Here is a 17,885-nt window from a genome sequence, read left to right on the forward strand (position 1 = left end):
CTCCTCCCTTAGCGCTCGCTGACCACGATGGTCACGTGAGAAGTGCGCTTGTTGATGCGGAACGCACGGCCCTGAGCGCGGGGGCGGATGCGCTTAATGATGGGGCCGGGGTTGGCGTAGCAGGCGCTCACGTACAGCTTCTCGGGATCCATCTGGTGGTTGTTCTCCGCATTGGCAGCGGCGCTCTTCAGGAGCTTGAGCACAGGCTCAGAGGCAGACTTGGGGGTCTGCATCAGGATGGCGGCGGCAGTGCCCACATCCTTACCGCGGATCAGATCCAGAACGATCTTCACCTTCCGGGGAGAGATCCGCAGATATTTCAGATTCGCAACAGCTTCCATGGTATCTCTCCTCCTTACTTACCGGTCTTGGAACCCGCGTGGCCCTTGAAGGTGCGGGTGGGGACGAACTCGCCCAGCTTGTGGCCGACCATATCCTCGGTCACGTAGACGGGCACGTGCTTGCGGCCGTCGTGGACCGCGAAGGTGTGGCCGACGAAGGAGGGGAAGATGGTGGAGGCGCGGCTCCAAGTCTTCAGGACCTTCTTCTCGCCGGTCTGATTCATTTCGTCGACCCGCTTCAGCAGCTCGGGGGCGCAAAAGGGGCCTTTCTTGATACTTCTGCTCATCTTTTACTCCCTCCTTACTTGTCGTTGCGGCGCTTGACGATGAACTTATCGGTGCGGTTCTTGGTCTTGCGGGTCTTGTAACCCAGAGCGGGCTTGCCCCAGGGGGTAACAGGACCGGGACGACCAACGGGGCTCTTGCCCTCGCCGCCGCCGTGGGGGTGGTCATTGGGGTTCATGACGGAGCCACGGACGGTGGGACGCCAACCCATGTGACGCTTACGGCCGGCCTTACCGATCTGGATGTTAGCGTGATCGGTGTTGCCAACCTGGCCGATGGTGGCCTTGCAGTTCTCACGGATATAGCGCACCTCGCCGGAAGGCAGACGCACCTGAGCCATGCCGTTCTCCTTAGCCATCAGCTGAGCGGCCACGCCGGCGGCGCGAACCAGCTGAGCACCCTTGCCGGGGTACAGCTCGATGTTGTGGATCATCTCGCCCACGGGGATGTTGGCGATGGGCAGGCAGTTGCCGGGCAGGATGTCGGAGTCAGCACCGGTCATGATGATGTGACCGGCCTTCAGGCCGTTGGGGGCCAGGATATAGCGCTTCTCGCCGTCCTCGTACTGGATCAGGGCGATGTTGGCGGAACGGTTGGGGTCGTACTGCAGGTTCAGAACAGTAGCCTTACCTTCCTTGTCGCGCTTGAAGTCGATAACACGATACTTCTGCTTGTTGCCGCCGCCGCGGTGGCGAACGGTGATGCGGCCGTAGCTGTTGCGGCCAGCGTGCTTCTTGAGGTTCTCAGTCAGGCTGCGCTCGGGCTTAGCCTTCTTGTCGATGCCCTCGAAGGCGGACACAGTCATGTGACGGCGGGAGGGCGTTGTGGGCTTAAAAGTTTTGATAGCCATTGTTCAATCTCCTCCTTACACCATGCCTTCGAAGAACTCGATGGTCTTGGAATCGGCGGTCAGAGTGACCATAGCCTTCTTCCAGCTGGGACGGCGGCCAGCGGGCCGGGCGCCCATGCGCTTCTCCTTACCCTGCATGTTCAGGGTGTTGACCTTGGCAACCTTCACGCCGAAGATCTCCTCGACCGCTTTGGCGATCTCGATCTTGTTGGCGTTCTTGGCCACCTCGAAGGTGTAGCGCTTCATCTCGGTATCAGCCATGGACTGCTCGGTGATGATGGGGCGCTTGATGATATCATAAGCGGTCATTACGCGAACACCTCCTCGATGATGGCCAGGGCGGCCTTGTCGATGACCAGGCGCTTGGCGTTGACAATGTCGTACACGCTGAGGATCTTAGCGGTGGTGGTCACCACGCCGGGGATGTTCCGGGCGGACTTGACCACGATCTCGTTGACCTCAGGAGTGATGACCACGGACTTGCCGGCCTCAACCGCGTTGAGGAAGTTGCGCATGTCCTTGGTCTTGATGGCGTCCAGCTTCAGCTCGTCGACCACCAGGATGTCGCCGGAGGCGGCCTTGGCGGACAGAGCGGACTTCAGAGCCAGGCGCTTCACCTTCTTATTCAGGGTGTAGCTGTAATCGCGGGGCTTGGGAGCAAACACGATACCGCCGTGAGTCCACTGGGGAGCCCGGGTGGAACCCTGACGGGCGTGGCCGGTGCCCTTCTGGCGCCAGGGCTTCTTGCCGCCGCCGGAAACCTCGGCGCGGGTCAGAGCGCTCTGGGTGCCCTGACGGCAGTTGGCCAGGTGGTTCTTGACCACCTCGTGGACAACAGCCTGGTTGGGCTCGATGCCGAAAACAGCCTCGGAGAGCTCGATCTCGCCGACCTGCTGGCCGGCCATGTTAAACACATTCGCTTTTGCCATGATTTACACTCTCCTTTCCTTACTTGTTGCGGGCGGAAGCCTTCTGGGGATTGCGGCCGGAAGCCTTCTGCGGGTTGTTGCTGATGCCGGCAGCACCCTTGGGCTCGACGTACTTCTTCACGCTGTTGCGCAGGAACACCACGCCGCCCTTGGGGCCGGGGATGGCGCCGCGAACCGCGATGATGCCCAGCTCGGCGTCCACAGAGATGACGTCCAGGTTCATGACAGTGACCTGCTCGTTGCCCATCTGGCCGGCGCCGATCTTACCCTTGAAGATACGGGAAGGATCGCTGTTGGCGGCCATGGCGCCGGCGTGACGATGCACAGGGCCGGTACCGTGGGTCTCCTTTAGGCGAGAAGCACCGTGACGCTTGATAACGCCCTGGTAGCCGTGGCCCTTGCTGATGCCGGTGACGTCCACGCGGTCGCCCGCGGCGAACACGTCAGCCTTCAGCTCGTCGCCGATCTCGTACTTGGAGCAGTCGTCCAGACGGAACTCCTTGAGAACCTTCTTCAGCTCCTCCAGGCCGGCCTTCTTCTGATGGCCAACCTCAGGCTTGGTCAGCTTGCGCTCGGGAACGGTCTGATAACCCAGCTGAATGGCCTCATAGCCATCCTTCTCGGCGGTCTTCTTCTGCACCACGGTGCAGGGGCCGGCCTCGATCACGGTCACAGGGACCACGTGGCCAGCTTCATCGAAGATCTGGGTCATGCCGATCTTTTTGCCGATGATCGCTTTCTCCATGTTGGATTTTCCTCCTATATAGGTTATTGGTTGGGCGAGTTAGTCTTCATCACGTTTCGCCTGTTCGCGACGCGCGGCTTCCCTCCGGCTCGGGACACAAACATCCGGGCGTTTCGCCCTTCTTGGTTTGTATCCCTCGCTTCGGTCCATCTGCGCTGCTCACGACGGCTCAAACGCTTGGCTATTGCTCGGCCAACTTGACCCGTCCGCCTCAATATGCGGCAGACAGCGGGTACACAAGGTAGTTGTTTGAGATGGCTGTGAAATTACAGCTTGATCTCGATCTCCACACCAGCGGGAAGCTCCAGGCTCATCAGGGCCTCGACGGTCTTGGGGGAGGGCTTGACCACGTCGATCAGGCGCTTGTGAGTGCGGCGCTCAAACTGCTCGCGGCTGTCCTTGTACTTGTGGACGGCGCGCAGGATGGTGACGACTTCCTTCTTGGTGGGCAGGGGGATGGGGCCGGAGACGGTAGCGCCGGTGCGCTTGGCGGTCTCCACGATCTTCTCCGCGCTCTGGTCGATGAGCTGGTGATCGTAAGCCTTCAGACGGATGCGGATCATTTCTTTCTGAGCTGCCATGGGTTGTTTCCTCCTTAATACATACGAAGTGAATTCCTTGTCCCTCGCTTCGTACGGTGAAGTTCCTGTCCACGTTCTCGTGCGTATCACTCCGTGGCATGAAAGAAACCGGCGTGCAAGCAGGCCGGTTCCACCCAGCTACAGCGATATACGCTGTGCCCAGGTCCTTCAGCCGCCCGATTCTAGCTCGGACATACTCCGTGGAAGTTACCTCATTTCTGAGCAATCTCCCACATCATCGCAGTTGCCCCCTTAACAGGGACTCCAGTATGATACATCAACACCCCCGTGTGTGTCAAGGTGTTTTTTCAAAAAATTTTGCCCGTTTTCACGGAGTTTCCTGTGTTTGCTTTGGTGATGTTTGACAGGGGCGGGGATGTGCCTTTCTGAGCGATCAGAAAGGCACGAAAGAATCGCCGGGGGCTGGCTTCCGGTGAGCGCCTTCGCGAAGCGGGCGCTCACAGTCATCCCGCCCCCGGACCCCCGTTTACGGGGGACACCCTCCAGAAAAACCTTCATGCCCTCCCGGCGGGCAAAGACATGATCGCTGGTTCTTCTTGCCTCGGCCCACTGGGGCCTACAAGGTGAAAGTCTTGGAAGATGTGGGGTTGAAATAACACCGCCTACTCAGGCATAACCGTGGCAGCTGGGCAATCGATGACTGCCGCACTAAACAGGTAGGGACGCACCAGGCGGTGTACGTTAGAATGGAAACGCTTTTAAATTTTGATGGCAAAAGGGCCTAAGGCCCAAGTGTAGTAAGGCGCAGGGTCAAAGCTTAGGCCGCCGGAAGTAACCAAAAAACCAAAGGGACACGCTCCCGTAAGCGGGGGTCTGGGGGCAATGACTGTGAGCGCCGCCGCAGACAAGGTGCTCACCGGAAGCGGCCCCCAGTCACTCTTTGGTTCCTTTCTGGTGACTCAGAAAGGAACCCGCCCCGCAGGGCGGAATCTATATATAATAAAGGTGGGAGCGACCTAAGCAGTCACTCCCACGAAAGTCTCTCTTACGGGCGCAGAAGGGAAACGAAGTTTCCCACAAAGTTCTTTGCCAAGCTTTCTTTCAAGAAAGCGGCGGGCGCAGAGGAGAAACGAAGTTTCGCAGAAAATTCTTTGTCAACTTTTTTTAAGAAAGTTGAAGATCTCCCTCTTTGATCCAGCCAATCTTGCGGAAGAAGATGCCGAAGGCCCAGCACAGGACAGCAGGCAGAATAAAGGAGATAAGAATCAGCCCTGCCCAGTCAAAGGCCGTGGGCGCAATGGCAACCGCGCCGTTGGCCAGGGCCTGCTCGCTGGGAGCCACCCAGCCCGTCCAGACGCCCAGCTGTCCGCACAGGCCGCAGGTGCCCATACCCGAGTTGATGGGCGCGCCGTTCATCTCCAATTTAAACAGACAGGTGGCAATGGGCCCCGTAATCGCGGAGGTGAGGATGGCAGGCAGCCAAATTCTCGGATTGCGCACAATGTTGGGCATCTGGAGCATGGAGGTGCCGATGCCCTGGCTGACCAGGCCGCCCCAGCCATTCTCTTTAAAGGAGAGCACCGCAAAGCCCACCATGTTGGCACAGCATCCAGCCACCGCGGCGCCTCCCGCCAGGCCAGTGAGGGTGAGGGCGGCACAGATAGCCGCCGAGGAGATGGGCAGAGTGAGGGCAATGCCCACCAGAACAGACACCAGCATCCCCATCCAGAAGGGCTGGAGTTTGGTGGTCTGCATAATGAGCTGCCCAAAGGCACTGGCCGCCCCGCCAATGGGAGGCGCAATGATCCAGGCCGCTCCGATGCCAACAAGGATAGTAACGATGGGCGTGACCAGAATGTCGATCTTGGTCTCCTTACTCACTGCCTTGCCAAATTCCGCGGCGATAACGGCCACAAACAGGACGGCCAGCGGCCCTCCTGCCCCGCCCAGGGCGTTGCAGGCGTAGCCCACCGTCACCAGGGAAAAGAGCACCATGGGCGGCGCCTGGAGGGCATAGCCGATAGCCACTGCCATGGCCGAGCCGCTCATAAAGGAGCACAGCCCGCCCACAGTGTAGCCCACGTCATTGATGGTAATGATCTGGGCGGTAAGAAAGGGGATGCCGAACTGGGTCCCCAGGGTGTTGAGGATGGTACCGATCAGCAGCGAGCAGAACAGCCCCTGAGCCATAGCACCCAGAGCGTCGATGCCGTAGCGCTTGGCGGAGATGACAATGTTTTTCCGCTTCATAAATTCCTGTAAGCGTCCCATAAAATTCTCTCCCAAACAAAATGTGGTATACAGGTGTCAAGACACGTGTATACCACATTGTACCGGATATTTCCGGTTTGTCAACCTATTTCTTTATTCCCCCGGGTAGAGAAATCCCTCTGCCTTCAATCCAGCCAGCACCCGGCGGTAGCTGTCCTCGTCAGGACAGCGCAGGGTGTGAAGGTGGACTCCCCCGGTAAGATCAGACAACGGCTTGGCCTTCCGCTGAGAAACCAGACGGACAAACTCCTGCACATCATACCGGGAAGCCAGACGCAGCTGTCCCGTAAGCTGGCCGTACACCGGGTGTTCCACCACCACATCCATCACCTGGCAGCCCTGATCCACCATGATCTCCAGCTCCCGGGCCATGGCCTCCCCCGGATGGACACAGGCCACGGTACGCACCAGCCCGGTGGTCTCCTTGGGCAGCACGTAGCCCCGTGGGGTAGCGGCGATGTCCAGTCCTGCCGCCCGCAGCAGGGCCACGTCCCCCACAATGATCTGACGGCTGACAGAAAATTCCCGAGCCAAGGCGGCGGCGCTCACCGGCGCTTTGGCCTCCTCTAAAATATGTGTGATCGTCTTTCTTCTGTGTGCAGCGTCCATGGCCGCACCTCCTGTCTGTTTGGTTGTCATGACAGGAGTGTACCACATCCCATCTGCGCGGGCAAGGTTGACTTTCCCGCTTTCTTCCTTTAAAGTTAAAGTATCTAAAATTCGGACCGGGCGGTTCCCCGCCTGCCGCCACCCCCGCGCAAGGAAAGAGAGGAGATCGTCTATGAAAAAACGCCACTTGTTTGCCGGAATTCTGGCCTGCGCGCTGACCCTGACCCTCGCTGCCTGCGGTCTGTCCGGAGCGGACGTGACCACCTATATTCAGGGGGAACTGGACTGCACCTACAAAGGCCAGTACAGCCAGGAATATCTGGACCTGGTGGACGGCATGACAGAGGAGGACGCCAAGCAGCAGTATGAGGACAACGCCCAGGCCGAGGCCCAGCGTCTGCTGAACTATCTGGAGGTCTTTTACCCCAACGACGAGGTCAATGAGCGGGCCACCCAGCTGGTCAAGGACATCTATGCCAAGGCCCAGTACTCCGTGGGCGAGGGCAACAAGCTCCAGGGCGGAGACTTTGCCGTGGAGGTCATCCTCTCCCCCATCGAGGTGTTCCATCTGATTCCCGATGAGACGTACGCCGAGATCTGGAGCCAGGTATGCGCGGACAACGGCACCACCCCCGACGAGGCCAGCACCCTGAGCGAGGCGGCCTATCAGAAACTGGACGCGGAGTACGCCCTGCGCATGATCGAGAAGGTGGAGCAGGTCCTGCCCCAGGCCACCTACGGCCAGGACCAGTCGGTAATGCTCCAGCTGAAGCTGGACGGGGACTACTACTCCCTGGTGTCCAGCGGCTGGACCACGCTGGACGACATGGTCCTCGACTACACCGGAGACTACATGTAACCGCCCCCGCTCTTCCCTTTTGCGGTTTCCGCCTTGACTTTTCCAGCCGAAATTTATACAATAAACGGTACGAGTTTTCCAAGCCCGATCTTATAGAAAAGGACTGATTTTGATATGGCTCAGAATAACAAGAAGCAAGTGGAGCAGATCACCGATATGGAGGTGGACTTCGCCCAGTGGTACACCGACGTGTGTAAGAAGGCGGAGCTCATTGACTACTCCTCCATCAAGGGCGTGTTCATCTACCGTCCCTACGGCTACGCCATCTGGGAGAACATCCAGGCGGAGCTGGACAAGCGGTTTAAGGAGACCGGCCACGAGAACGTGTACCTGCCCATGCTGATCCCTGAGAGCCTGCTGCAGAAGGAGAAGGACCACGTGGAGGGCTTTGCCCCCGAGTGCGCCTGGGTGACCTACGGCGGCAGCGAGAAGCTGGAGGAGCGCTACTGCATCCGTCCCACCTCTGAGACCCTGTTCTGCGAGCACTACAAGAGCATCATCCACTCCCACCGTGACCTGCCCAAGCTGTACAACCAGTGGTGCAGCGTGCTGCGCTGGGAGAAGACCAGCCGTCCCTTCCTGCGCCACCGTGAGTTCCTGTGGCAGGAGGGCCACACCATGCACGCCACCGAGGAGGAGGCGCGCCAGGAGACCCAGCAGATGCTCAACATCTACGCCGACTTCCTGGAGAACGTGCTGGCCATGCCCGTGGTCAAGGGCCGCAAGACCGACAAGGAGAAGTTCAACGGCGCTGAGGAGACCTACACCGTGGAGTGCATGATGCACGACAAGAAGGCCCTCCAGTCCGGCACCAGCCACTACTTCGGCGACGGCTTCGCCCGCGCCTTTGATATCACCTTCACTGGCAAGGACAACCAGCTCCACTACCCCCACCAGACCTCCTGGGGCGTGTCCACCCGTATGATCGGCGGCATTATCATGACCCACGGCGACAACAACGGCCTGGTGCTGCCCCCCCGCATCGCCCCCATCCAGGCCATGGTCATCCCCGTGGCCCAGCACAAGGAGGGCGTGCTGGACGCCGCTACCGACCTGCTCAACCGTCTGAAGGCCGCCGGCATCCGTGCCAGCATGGACGCCTCCGACCAGTCCATGGGCTGGAAGGCCGCCCAGTATGAGATGAAGGGCGTGCCCCTGCGCGTGGAGCTCGGCCCCAAGGATATGGAGAAGGGCCAGTGCTGCATCTGCCGCCGTGACTCCGGCGAGAAGATCTTCGTGCCTCTGGCCGAGCTGGAGACCACCGTGCCCCAGCTGCTGGACGCGGTGCACAACGGCCTCTACGAGCGGGCCAAGAAGAACCTGGAGGACCACACCCGCGTGTGCCTGACTCTGGACGAGGTCAAGGAGTTTATGGAGACCGAGGGCGGCTTTGCTAAGACCATGTGGTGCGGCGATCTGGAGTGCGAGCTCAAGATGAAGGAGCAGGCCGGCGTCACCTCCCGGTGCATGCCTTTGGAGCAGGAGAAGGTGTCCGATACCTGCGTGTGCTGCGGCAAGAGCGCCAAGCACATGATCCTGTGGGGCGTGGCCTACTGATCCGTTTATTTCCCGATGATTTCCCCCGTCCCGGGCCTTTTGCCCGGGCGGGGGAATTTTGTTTCCGGCCATTCCCACCGAAGCGCACGCACAAATGTGAACTTTCTGTGTACTTTTCACAAAGTTCAGCAACTTCCACAGATTGTTCTGGCTTTTATCCACTTTTTCCTGTATAATAAGTCCACATAAAGGCCCCGCGTTCCGTTCCCCTTCGGCACGCAGGGCTTCCTTGCGCCCTGTGAGACGCCGGGGCCGAGAGGAGGTCTGAACCGCGTCTGTTGTCGGAGAGAGAACTTCACCATTTAAGAAAGTGAGTGTGTTGTCATGCTTGATATGATCATCAATGAGATCAGCAACATCATGTACTCCTACCTGCTGATCATCCTGCTGCTGGCAGTAGGCCTGTACTTCACCTTCCGCACCAAGTTCATCCAGTTCCGTATGTTCGCCGAGTCCATCCGCGTGGTGGGCGAGAAGCCGGACAAGGCCGGCTCCATCTCCTCCTTCCAGGCTCTGATGGTGTCCACCGCCTCCCGCGTGGGCACCGGCAACATCATCGGCATTTCCACCGCCATCTGCCTGGGCGGCTTCGGCGCCGTGTTCTGGATGTGGATCATCGCCATCATCGGCGGCGCTTCCGCCTTCATCGAGTCCACACTGGCTCAGATCTATAAGCGCCGCAACCCCGAAACCGGCGAGAGCTACGGCGGCCCCTCCTACTACATCGAGGCTGCCCTCCACTCCCGCCCCCTGGCCGTCATCTTCGCTGTGGCCCTGATCCTCACCTACGCCGGCGGCTTCAACATGCTGGCCTCCTACAACCTGCAGTCCACCTTCAGCGGCTACTCCTTCTATAACGCAGAGAGCACCCCCTGGATCATCGGTGCCATTCTGGCGGTCCTGGTGGGCTACTGCGTCATGGGCGGCGGCAAGCGCATCATTAAGTTCACCTCCACCCTGGTGCCCTTCATGGGCGGCCTGTACGTGCTGGTGTCCCTGGTGGTGCTGGTGATGAACATCGGCAACCTGCCCTATGTGTTCGGCCGCATCTTCTCCGAGGCCTTTGACTTCCAGGCCATCTTCTCCGGCTTTGCCGGCTCCGCCATGATGTACGGCATCAAGCGCGGCCTGTACTCCAACGAGGCCGGTGTGGGCTCCGCTCCCAACGCCGCCGCCTCCGCCAACGTCAGCCACCCCGTCAAGCAGGGCCTGGTGCAGATGCTCTCCGTGTTCATCGACACCCTGCTCATCTGCTCCGCCACCGCCTTCATGCTGCTGTGCTCCGGCGTGGAGCCCACCGCCGAGCTGGAGGGCGCTCCCTATGTTCAGGCTGCCCTGTCCGCCACCTTCGGCCCCATCGGCCCCATCTTCATCACCGTGGCCATGGTGCTCTTTGCCTTCACCACCCTGATCGGCAACCTGTACTATGTGGATAACTGCCTGGCCTACATTGTGAAGAAGGTCCCCGCCAAGGAGTTTATGATCCTCTTCCGCATCGACGCCATGATCCTCATCTTCATCGGCGCCGGCATGCAGATCAGCACCGTGTGGAACCTGGCCGACGTGCTCATGGGCATTATGGCTATCCTGAACCTGCCCGTCATCGTCATCCTGGCCCGTCCCGCCCTGGCTGCTCTCAAGGACTACACCACCCAGAAGAAGCAGGGCAAGAACCCGGTCTTCAAGGCTGCCAGCATCGGTCTGAAGGAAAAGACCGACTACTGGAACTAAGCAAATCTTCAAAAAAGCGCCGTGGAGCAATGCTCCGCGGCGTTTTTTCTGCGTTGCGCGAAAAAAGGTTCCGGGGTATGATGGAATGGACATAACTTGGACACAGGCAGGGTGTACCCTGAACACAGAAAGGGAGGATGGGCGATGGACCGGATTCTTGTGGTAGAGGACGAGCGGGCGATGCGGGAGATCATCCGGGACTATCTCACCGCCCACGGTCTGGAGTGCGACCTGGCCCGGGACGGCCAGGAGGCCCTGGAGCTTCTGGAGGAGCAGGACTACGATGCGGTGGTGCTGGATGTCCTCATGCCCAGACTGGACGGCTTCGGGGTGTGCCGGGCAGTGCGCCGCCAAAGCTCTGTGCCCATTTTGTTTCTCACCGCCCTGGGCGGCGAGGAGGAGACGCTCCGGGGCTATGCGCTGGGAGCGGATGACTATGTAACTAAGCCTTTTTCCCTGGCCGTGCTGCTGGCCAAGCTCCAGGCTCTCATCCGCCGCAGCCGGGGAGAGCGGAAAGCCGGTATCCTCTCCTGCGGTGCCATCCAGGTTGACACCGGCGCCCGCCGGTGTACGGCAGCGGGACAGGAAATCAAGCTCTCCCCCCGAGAGTACGAGCTGCTCCTATGCCTTCTGCGCAATCAGGGGCAGGTGCTCTCCCGCGCCCAGCTTCTGGACAAGGTGTGGGGGCTGGACTTTGAGGGGGACGACTGGGCGGTGGATGTACGGGTGCGCAGTCTCCGCGCCGCCCTGGGTAAGGCAGGCAAACAGATCAAGACGGTATTCAAGGCGGGCTACCGATTGGAGGAGGGATGACCATGAAGCGGCTCAAGCAGATTTTTACTGGCACGCTCCCCCTGTTTTTGCTGCTGTGGGCGGGGATGATGGGGATTTTATGGGGACTGAGCGGACAAAAGCTGAAGGGCGAGGTCCAGCTTGCCGTCCAGTCCGCCTGTCAAAACGCCGAGAGTTACTACCAAAGTGTGTGGTCCGGAGAGGCCACAGAGGCCCGGAAACCGGCCATTCTCGCCAGTTGGCTGGGAAATCAGCTCTACGACTACGACGGGATCGTCCAGTTCCGCTTTTACACCGCCGATGGCCAAGAGCTGGCCCGCAGTCAGCTGACCAACAGCCGTGCCTCCCTGCCCGGGACTTCCACACTCGACTGGTATCTCTGGCTGGATGCGGTGCTCAGCCCGGAGGAGCAGGTAGAACTGGCGCAGAAGCTGCGGGAGGAGCCCAGCCTAAGAATTTTCCAGGCTCTTCCCAGAGAACCCGACATGGAGTCGGAGACAGACGCCCTCTGGTGTGATGTGGTGGGCGTAGTGGATGAGGAGCGGCAGATCGTCTACCCCAAGACCATCACCTATGTCTACCGAGGCAAGGAAGTCACCATGGTAGACACCGACAGCTCCTTTTTTGAGGGGAAGGAGCTGACCACCATGCGGTTTGAGGCGGTAGATCTTTTTTCCGCCCTGACGGTCCGCAGCGCCTCCCCCCGGGAGATGCTGGACCAGTGGCAGAAATTAGAGAAACAAGTGGATCTTCTCTTTGCTGGGATCGATACTCTGCCAGACAACTTCTCCTCCGCCTCCGTCAGCTCCAACACCACCTGTTATCCTCTGTCCGACGGCATCCTGTTCGGCTATGGCTTCTCCTATATTCCCACGCATCGAATTATTGAGGAGCTGAAATCCACCTCCCTGTTTACTCTGCTGGCCGCCATTGCCATGGCTCTCTTTACCGACCACCGCCAGCGCCGGGCTATCCAGCGGGAACGGGACTTTGCCCGGGCGGCGGCCCACGAGCTGAAAACCCCCCTGGCTGTCCTCCGTGCCCACGCCGAGGCCCTGCGGGAGGACATCGCCCCGGCGAAGCGGGATCAATACTTGGACGTGGTACTCTCGGAGAGCGACCGCATGTCCGCTCTGGTGGGCAGCCTGCTGGAGCTGGCCCGGACGGAGGCAAACGGGGTAGCGAAAAAGGAACCGGTGGACCTGGCCGCCCTGGTACGGGAGGTGTTTGCCCCCCTTGCCCTGCCCCTGGAGCAGAAACATCTCCAGCTTCAACTGGAGCTGGAGGAGGTATCCCTCTCCGGGGACCGGGCACGGCTGGAGGAGGCGGTGGAAAACCTGGCCTCCAACGCCCTGCGCCATGCCGATTCCGGCGGAACCGTACAGGTCTCTTTGGAAAAGCTGGGCCATCGCGCCCGCCTCACGGTCTACAACGCTGGGCCCAACATCCCGTCCGAGGACCTGTCCCGGCTTTGGGAGCCCTTCTACCGCGCCGATCCCTCCCGCAGCCGGGACAGCGGCGGCACCGGCCTGGGATTGGCCATCGTTTGGAAGACCGTGGAGGCCCACGGCGGCCGGTGTTGGGTGGAAAACCGCCCTGGCGGCGTGGCCTTTGTTCTGGAACTGCCGATATAAAAAGAACCCGAAGCCATCAGGCTTCGGGTTCTTTTTCGTAAATCTTTCGCAGGCGCTTGATGCTGCCCATGCAGGCAGGGATCAGGAACAGGTCAGCGCACACCCAGGCCGCCGGGGAGGCGAAGCAGGCCGCCGTATAGCCAAACATAGGCACAAAGATGACGCCCACCGCCGTGCGGGCGATCATCTCCATCACGCCGGCCAGAATGGCCAGGCCGCTGAAGCCCATACCCTGGATGGAGAAGCGGACAATGTTCACCAGAGCCAGCGGGAAGAAAAAGGCGGTGAGGGTGCGGATGTACTGGGCGGTCAGATCAACCAGGGTGGCAAGCTCCGGCTCGGTGGGGTCCAGGAAGAGCATGGCCCCCTGGGGCGCAAAGAGCAGCATGCCGCCGAAGGCGATCAGCGCATAGATGAGGCCCAGCAGCGAGCAGGCCCGCACGCCTTTGCCCAGACGGTCCAGCTTGACCGCGCCCACATTCTGGCCGCAGTAGGTGGCCATGGTGGCACCCATGGCGTCGTAGGGACAGCCCAGCAGCTGGAAGAGCTTGCTTCCCGCAGCCACACCCGCCACATAGAGGCTGCCCAGGCTGTTGACCGCCGACTGGAGGAAGATGGAGCCGATGGCGGTGATGGAGTATTGAAGCCCCATGGGTACCCCCATGAAGCACAGCGCCCGGCAGGAACGGATATCCAGCTGCCGCTCCTCCCGGCTCATGTGGAGGATGGGGAACTTTTTCACCATGTACACCAGGCAGGCCAGGCCGGACACCCCCTGGGAGAGCACAGTGGCCAGAGAGGCTCCCGCCACCCCCAGCCGGAACACCAGGATAAAGGCCAGGTCCAGGCCAATGTTCAGCACCGAGGACATGGCCAGGAAATAGACGGGCGTCTTGCTGTCTCCCAGGGACCGGATGATGGCCGCCAGCAGGTTATAAAGGAAGGTGGCGGGGATGCCCATGAAGATGATGAAGATGTACCAGTAGGCCCCCTCATAGATGTCAGAAGGGGTATTTATGACGGTGAGAATGGTGCCGCACAGCAGGCCGGTGGCCACGGTGAGTACCGCGGCAAACGCGATGGCCAGCCAGGCGGCATTGGCCACATACCGGCGCATCTGGCTGTAATCTCCCGCGCCCATACGCTGGGCCACCGGGATGGCAAAGCCGTTGCACACGCCCATGCAAAAGCCGATGACAAAGAAGTTGATGGAGCCGGTGGAGCCTACCGCCGCCAGGGCGGTGGCGCCCAGCAGCTTGCCCACGATCATGGTGTCCATCATATTATAGAACTGCTGGAACAGCATGCCCAGCAGGGTGGGCAGCGCAAAGCCCAGAATGAGCCGCATGGGGCTGCCGGTGGTCAGGTCCTTGGTCATACGCGTTCTCTCCTTGGACAATCTCCCCAGGGGGGATTTGGATTCCGGACTATTATAGCCATTCCCCACCGGCCTGAACAGATGAAATTTTTCCTAAAATTTTGCCCATTGGCCCCGGGGGCCAATGGGCAATTTTGATCGATTCAGCGCCGCGCGCCGCTCCCCTGGAGGGCCAGGCGGCGGCAGGCCCGGGCGGTGGCCAGGAAGTAGCCCCCGTACACCACCAGCAGCATGAGGGCGGTAACGGCGGTGCTCTGGAGAGCATCCACCTTGCCCGCCTGGGCAATGAAGTCGTTGGCCGCCTTCATACCCACCACGCTGTGAATGAGGGCCAGGGCCAGCGGCAGCAGGAAGGCGAGAGCCACCTGCTCCACGGCGCAGCGGGACACCATGCTCTCCTGAGCGCCCAGGCGGCGCAGGATGGCGTAGCGCCCGGCGTTGTCTGCCCCCTGGCTCAGCTGCTGCAAGGCCAGCACCGCCGCGGCGGCCAGCAGGAAGGTGATTCCCAGATACAGTCCCAAAAACAGGGCCAGGATCTTATTGCCCACCAGCTCCTGATAGAGCATGATCCGACTTTCCGTGCGGGTGAGGCAGGTCTGGGGCAGCTCAGTCAAAGCGGAGACCAGATCGGCCTCGGTTTCCTCCGCGTCCCCGGCGTAATCGGCCACCCACAACTGGCGGCGGACCTCCAACTGGTCCAACATAGTGTCATCTACCACTACCATGTCCATGCCCAAGCCGCCGTTTACCAGGCGGCATACCTCCTCCCAGGGGATAGAGGCGGGCAGGGTGCCGGTGTAGGGACTCTCTCCCTGGCGCTCCCGCAGGGCGTTGTAGTCGGTGAGGCTGATGACGCCGGAGGAGTAGAGTCCGGTGACGGCGGTGTCCCCGTAGTAGATGAGGAAGTCCCGCTGCCAGGACAGCTTTTCCGACGTATCAAACCCGGCGGCGTTTAGGACCCCGTCAAAGTCCACCTGCCGCTCGTCCCCGTTCTGATTCTGAATGGTGATGTCAAAGGGAGCCTGATCCTGGGCCAGGGCGTCCAGGGTGGAGTTAAGGCCGATAGAACTGGCAGTGATGCCCATGGCCAGCAGCAGAAGAATGCAGATGACGGTCTGGGCCAGGTAGGTGGAGTGGACCTTGCTCATCCACTCCCGCAGGGTGAAGAGGTTCAGGTTTTTATAGTAGAAACCGGGGTGGCTCTGGGCCAACCGCAGCACAAAGCCGGACAGAGACCGGAAAATGAGCAGGGTACCTACCGTACCCAGGGCCAGCATGGGCACACAGAGCATGGGCATGGCCAAAATCATCATGCCGAAGGTGAGCAGCATGACATAGGCCACCCCCAGGCACACTACCCCCAGCACACACTGGAACACCGCCCACGTTAAGGAACGCTGGCGCAGGGGCTCGTTGCGCCGGTCCCCCTGCATCAGGTCCAGCAGCTTGGAGCGGGACACCTGCACGCCGCTGAGCAGCATCACCAGCAAGAAAATGAGGCCAAAGTACAAGATGGTCTTGCCTGCCGCCGCCGGGGAGAAATGCAGGCCCAACATGCCGTCCATGGAGATCTGGAACATGGACAGAGTGAGCTGGGACAGCCCCAGGGAGGCCAGCACGCCCAGCCCCAGACCCAGCACCAGAGACACCAGGGCCACCAGCCCGGTCTCCAGCACCAGCACCAGGGACACCTGCCCCTGGCCAAGACCTAGCAGGAGGTAAGTACCCAGCTCCCGCTTGCGCCGCCGCAGCAAAAAGCGGTTGGCGTAGAGAATAAGGCAGGCCAGCACCACCGCCACAAAGACGGAGAAGATGCTGATGCAGGCCTGGATCACCTCCACCATGGGGCTGCCGTTTTGGGCCAGATAGACCATAGCGCCCTGGCCCTCCAGGGAGTTAAAGGTGTAGAAGAGACACACGCCGAAGGTGAGGGTGAGCAGATACACCCCGTAGTCCCGGAAGGACCGGCGCACGTTGCGAAGAGCCAGCTTAAAGAACATCTTCCATCTCTCCTCCCAGCTGGGTGACCACCCGGATAATGGTTTGGAAGAAGGTACGGCGGTCCTCCCCCTCGCCCCGGCGCAGCTCCTTAAAGATGCGGCCGTCCCGCAGGAAAACCACCCGGCGGCAGCAGCTGGCGGTAAAGGCGTCGTGGGTGACCATGAGAATGGTGGCCCCCCGCTCCCGGTTCAGGACCTCCAGCCGCTCCAGCAGCATCCGGGCGGACTTGGAGTCCAGAGCGCCGGTGGGCTCGTCGGCCAGCACCAGGGCAGGGCGGGTGACCATGGCCCGGGCGGCGGCACACCGCTGCTGCTGGCCCCCCGACATCTGGTAGGGGTACTTCTGCAAACACTCCGAGATGCCCAGCAGAGAGGCCATCTCCTCCACCCGGCCTTTGATCTCCCCCGCCGGAGTACCTACGATAGACAGGGACAGGGCAATGTTTTCAAAGGCGGTGAGGGTGTCCAGCAGGTTGCAGTCCTGGAAGATAAACCCCAACCGCTCCCGGCGGAAACGGGTGAGCTCCTTGCCCCGGAGTTTTGTCAATTCCTGTCCGTCCACCTGGATGGAGCCGGAGGTGGGTCGGTCGATGGTGGAAATGCAGTTGAGCAGGGTGGTCTTGCCGGAGCCGGAGGCTCCCATGATACCCACATATTCCCCCGCCGCCAGAGACAGGCTTACCCCGTCCAGGGCGCGGGTGGCCGCGTCCCGGCGGCCGTAAATTTTGACCAGGTCGGTCACTTGCAGCAAATCAGACATGCGATGATCCTCTCCTTTTGGCCGGACAGTTCCGGCTTGAACTGTATGAGAGGATAACATACAGTTTGTGCAAATCCTTGAAAGGTTTTCTTAGGTTTCTCTTAAGAAGTTTGGAAGATTTTTTATAGCAGGAATAGAGCGGCATACCAGGCCGCAGAAGCGGCCGCCGCTCCAGCCGCCCCCCAGATGGGGCCCCGGAACCGGTCCAGCCGCTCCAGCTTCCGGTTCCAGGCCCGTCCGCTTTTCAAATAGCCGTCGGCGGCCTGGCGGGCCTGACGGATCACCTGGTCGGCGCTGACCCCTTCCCGGGCCAGGGCCTCCTCTTTCACAATAAAGATTGCCTCCTCAAAGAGCTTGGGGTCGGGGGACTTGACCAAAATCACCTGGCGGGTGATTCCCTTTACCATCTCCATCACATCCTTTCCCGGGGCGCGGCCCCTTTGATTCCCGGTTAGTGTGTCCCATTTCCTGGGGGGATATTCCAGTCCCCACCGCGCATGAGTCCCCCATCCCGGCGCATACACTGACACCGGAAAGGGGGAGTTTTCTTGACCCAGCAGCAGCGTCTGCGCCTGACCGGAGACTTTTTTGTCCTGTACTGC

General features: G+C 60.7%; 18 protein-coding genes. 5 read left to right on the plus strand and 13 right to left on the minus strand.

Features of this window, described 5'->3' with window-relative positions; translation table 11 throughout:
* Positions 1–8: 8 nt before the first annotated feature.
* From rplV to ACEVJL_RS01540, 9 genes are all read right to left on the minus strand, one after another.
* Positions 9–341, minus strand: coding sequence for a 50S ribosomal protein L22 (gene rplV, locus ACEVJL_RS01500; RefSeq protein ID WP_008982629.1), 333 nt, complete (start codon positions 339–341; stop codon positions 9–11).
* Positions 342–355: 14 nt separating this feature from the next.
* Positions 356–628, minus strand: a complete 273-nt coding sequence (rpsS, locus tag ACEVJL_RS01505; RefSeq protein WP_008982630.1) for a 30S ribosomal protein S19 — start codon at positions 626–628, stop codon at positions 356–358.
* Between the two features lie 14 nt (positions 629–642).
* Positions 643–1,476, minus strand: coding sequence for a 50S ribosomal protein L2 (gene rplB, locus ACEVJL_RS01510; RefSeq protein ID WP_020989773.1), 834 nt, complete (start codon positions 1,474–1,476; stop codon positions 643–645).
* Between the two features lie 15 nt (positions 1,477–1,491).
* Entirely contained in the window at positions 1,492–1,785 is a 294-nt protein-coding gene (rplW, locus tag ACEVJL_RS01515) for a 50S ribosomal protein L23 (protein WP_008982632.1), read from the minus strand.
* The gene (rplD, locus tag ACEVJL_RS01520) at positions 1,785–2,405 is read right to left on the minus strand and encodes a 50S ribosomal protein L4 (RefSeq protein ID WP_008982633.1); all 621 of its coding nucleotides are present in this window, start codon (positions 2,403–2,405) and stop codon (positions 1,785–1,787) included. The genes rplW and rplD overlap by 1 nt, the downstream gene beginning before the upstream one ends.
* 19 nt (positions 2,406–2,424) lie before the next feature.
* Positions 2,425–3,150, minus strand: coding sequence for a 50S ribosomal protein L3 (rplC, locus tag ACEVJL_RS01525; RefSeq protein ID WP_235398236.1), 726 nt, complete (start codon positions 3,148–3,150; stop codon positions 2,425–2,427).
* A 266-nt stretch (positions 3,151–3,416) separates the two neighbouring features.
* On the minus strand, positions 3,417–3,731 hold the full coding sequence (gene rpsJ / locus ACEVJL_RS01530; protein ID WP_008982635.1) for a 30S ribosomal protein S10: 315 nt from the start codon (positions 3,729–3,731) through the stop codon (positions 3,417–3,419).
* Between the two features lie 1,125 nt (positions 3,732–4,856).
* Positions 4,857–5,963, minus strand: a complete 1,107-nt coding sequence (locus ACEVJL_RS01535; RefSeq protein ID WP_302668127.1) for a PTS sugar transporter subunit IIC — start codon at positions 5,961–5,963, stop codon at positions 4,857–4,859.
* A 93-nt stretch (positions 5,964–6,056) separates the two neighbouring features.
* Positions 6,057–6,572 (minus strand): transcription repressor NadR, encoded by a 516-nt coding sequence (locus tag ACEVJL_RS01540; RefSeq protein ID WP_008982638.1) that lies wholly within the window; start codon positions 6,570–6,572, stop codon positions 6,057–6,059.
* A gap of 172 nt (positions 6,573–6,744) precedes the next feature.
* On the opposite strand from ACEVJL_RS01540, the gene ACEVJL_RS01545 reads away from it, so the two are divergent.
* From ACEVJL_RS01545 to ACEVJL_RS01565, 5 genes are all read left to right on the plus strand, one after another.
* Positions 6,745–7,431 (plus strand): peptidylprolyl isomerase PrsA family protein, encoded by a 687-nt coding sequence (locus tag ACEVJL_RS01545; RefSeq protein WP_302668125.1) that lies wholly within the window; start codon positions 6,745–6,747, stop codon positions 7,429–7,431.
* A 114-nt stretch (positions 7,432–7,545) separates the two neighbouring features.
* Positions 7,546–8,988: a proline--tRNA ligase gene (gene proS / locus ACEVJL_RS01550; RefSeq protein WP_374736657.1), complete on the plus strand. Its 1,443-nt coding sequence runs from the start codon at positions 7,546–7,548 to the stop codon at positions 8,986–8,988.
* A 324-nt stretch (positions 8,989–9,312) separates the two neighbouring features.
* Positions 9,313–10,719: an alanine/glycine:cation symporter family protein gene (locus ACEVJL_RS01555; protein ID WP_008982641.1), complete on the plus strand. Its 1,407-nt coding sequence runs from the start codon at positions 9,313–9,315 to the stop codon at positions 10,717–10,719.
* A 144-nt stretch (positions 10,720–10,863) separates the two neighbouring features.
* Positions 10,864–11,532, plus strand: a complete 669-nt coding sequence (locus tag ACEVJL_RS01560) for a response regulator transcription factor (protein ID WP_374736658.1) — start codon at positions 10,864–10,866, stop codon at positions 11,530–11,532.
* A gap of 2 nt (positions 11,533–11,534) precedes the next feature.
* Entirely contained in the window at positions 11,535–13,145 is a 1,611-nt protein-coding gene (locus tag ACEVJL_RS01565; RefSeq protein WP_374736659.1) for a sensor histidine kinase, read from the plus strand.
* 16 nt (positions 13,146–13,161) lie between these two features.
* Here ACEVJL_RS01565 and ACEVJL_RS01570 read toward each other — a convergent pair whose 3' ends face one another.
* The 4 genes from ACEVJL_RS01570 to ACEVJL_RS01585 all read right to left on the minus strand — a co-directional run bounded on the left by ACEVJL_RS01570 (position 13,162) and on the right by ACEVJL_RS01585 (position 17,690).
* Positions 13,162–14,523 carry an MATE family efflux transporter gene (locus ACEVJL_RS01570; protein ID WP_374736660.1) on the minus strand — a complete coding sequence of 454 codons (1,362 nt, stop codon included), beginning with the start codon at positions 14,521–14,523 and terminating at the stop codon, positions 13,162–13,164.
* 143 nt (positions 14,524–14,666) lie between these two features.
* On the minus strand, positions 14,667–16,523 hold the full coding sequence (locus ACEVJL_RS01575; protein WP_374736661.1) for an FtsX-like permease family protein: 1,857 nt from the start codon (positions 16,521–16,523) through the stop codon (positions 14,667–14,669).
* Entirely contained in the window at positions 16,513–17,283 is a 771-nt protein-coding gene (locus ACEVJL_RS01580; protein ID WP_008982646.1) for an ABC transporter ATP-binding protein, read from the minus strand. Before ACEVJL_RS01580 ends, ACEVJL_RS01575 begins: the two co-directional genes overlap by 11 nt.
* 122 nt (positions 17,284–17,405) lie before the next feature.
* Positions 17,406–17,690, minus strand: coding sequence for a hypothetical protein (locus ACEVJL_RS01585; RefSeq protein ID WP_008982647.1), 285 nt, complete (start codon positions 17,688–17,690; stop codon positions 17,406–17,408).
* Between the last annotated feature and the right edge of the window lie 195 nt (positions 17,691–17,885).

The organism is Flintibacter porci (assembly GCF_041925195.1).
GTDB lineage: Bacteria > Bacillota > Clostridia > Oscillospirales > Oscillospiraceae > Lawsonibacter > Lawsonibacter porci.

What these genes read in the sequence shown, in the direction of transcription:
- rplV (WP_008982629.1), bottom strand. Translation starts at nt 341, where the DNA reads ATGGAAGCTGTTGCGAATCTGAAATATCTGCGGATCTCTCCCCGGAAG.
- rpsS (WP_008982630.1), bottom strand. Translation starts at nt 628, where the DNA reads ATGAGCAGAAGTATCAAGAAAGGCCCCTTTTGCGCCCCCGAGCTGCTG.
- rplB (WP_020989773.1), bottom strand. Translation starts at nt 1,476, where the DNA reads ATGGCTATCAAAACTTTTAAGCCCACAACGCCCTCCCGCCGTCACATG.
- rplW (WP_008982632.1), bottom strand. Translation starts at nt 1,785, where the DNA reads ATGACCGCTTATGATATCATCAAGCGCCCCATCATCACCGAGCAGTCC.
- rplD (WP_008982633.1), bottom strand. Translation starts at nt 2,405, where the DNA reads ATGGCAAAAGCGAATGTGTTTAACATGGCCGGCCAGCAGGTCGGCGAG.
- rplC (WP_235398236.1), bottom strand. Translation starts at nt 3,150, where the DNA reads ATGGAGAAAGCGATCATCGGCAAAAAGATCGGCATGACCCAGATCTTC.
- rpsJ (WP_008982635.1), bottom strand. Translation starts at nt 3,731, where the DNA reads ATGGCAGCTCAGAAAGAAATGATCCGCATCCGTCTGAAGGCTTACGAT.
- ACEVJL_RS01535 (WP_302668127.1), bottom strand. Translation starts at nt 5,963, where the DNA reads ATGGGACGCTTACAGGAATTTATGAAGCGGAAAAACATTGTCATCTCC.
- ACEVJL_RS01540 (WP_008982638.1), bottom strand. Translation starts at nt 6,572, where the DNA reads ATGGACGCTGCACACAGAAGAAAGACGATCACACATATTTTAGAGGAG.
- ACEVJL_RS01545 (WP_302668125.1), top strand. Translation starts at nt 6,745, where the DNA reads ATGAAAAAACGCCACTTGTTTGCCGGAATTCTGGCCTGCGCGCTGACC.
- proS (WP_374736657.1), top strand. Translation starts at nt 7,546, where the DNA reads ATGGCTCAGAATAACAAGAAGCAAGTGGAGCAGATCACCGATATGGAG.
- ACEVJL_RS01555 (WP_008982641.1), top strand. Translation starts at nt 9,313, where the DNA reads ATGCTTGATATGATCATCAATGAGATCAGCAACATCATGTACTCCTAC.
- ACEVJL_RS01560 (WP_374736658.1), top strand. Translation starts at nt 10,864, where the DNA reads ATGGACCGGATTCTTGTGGTAGAGGACGAGCGGGCGATGCGGGAGATC.
- ACEVJL_RS01565 (WP_374736659.1), top strand. Translation starts at nt 11,535, where the DNA reads ATGAAGCGGCTCAAGCAGATTTTTACTGGCACGCTCCCCCTGTTTTTG.
- ACEVJL_RS01570 (WP_374736660.1), bottom strand. Translation starts at nt 14,523, where the DNA reads ATGACCAAGGACCTGACCACCGGCAGCCCCATGCGGCTCATTCTGGGC.
- ACEVJL_RS01575 (WP_374736661.1), bottom strand. Translation starts at nt 16,523, where the DNA reads ATGTTCTTTAAGCTGGCTCTTCGCAACGTGCGCCGGTCCTTCCGGGAC.
- ACEVJL_RS01580 (WP_008982646.1), bottom strand. Translation starts at nt 17,283, where the DNA reads ATGTCTGATTTGCTGCAAGTGACCGACCTGGTCAAAATTTACGGCCGC.
- ACEVJL_RS01585 (WP_008982647.1), bottom strand. Translation starts at nt 17,690, where the DNA reads ATGGTAAAGGGAATCACCCGCCAGGTGATTTTGGTCAAGTCCCCCGAC.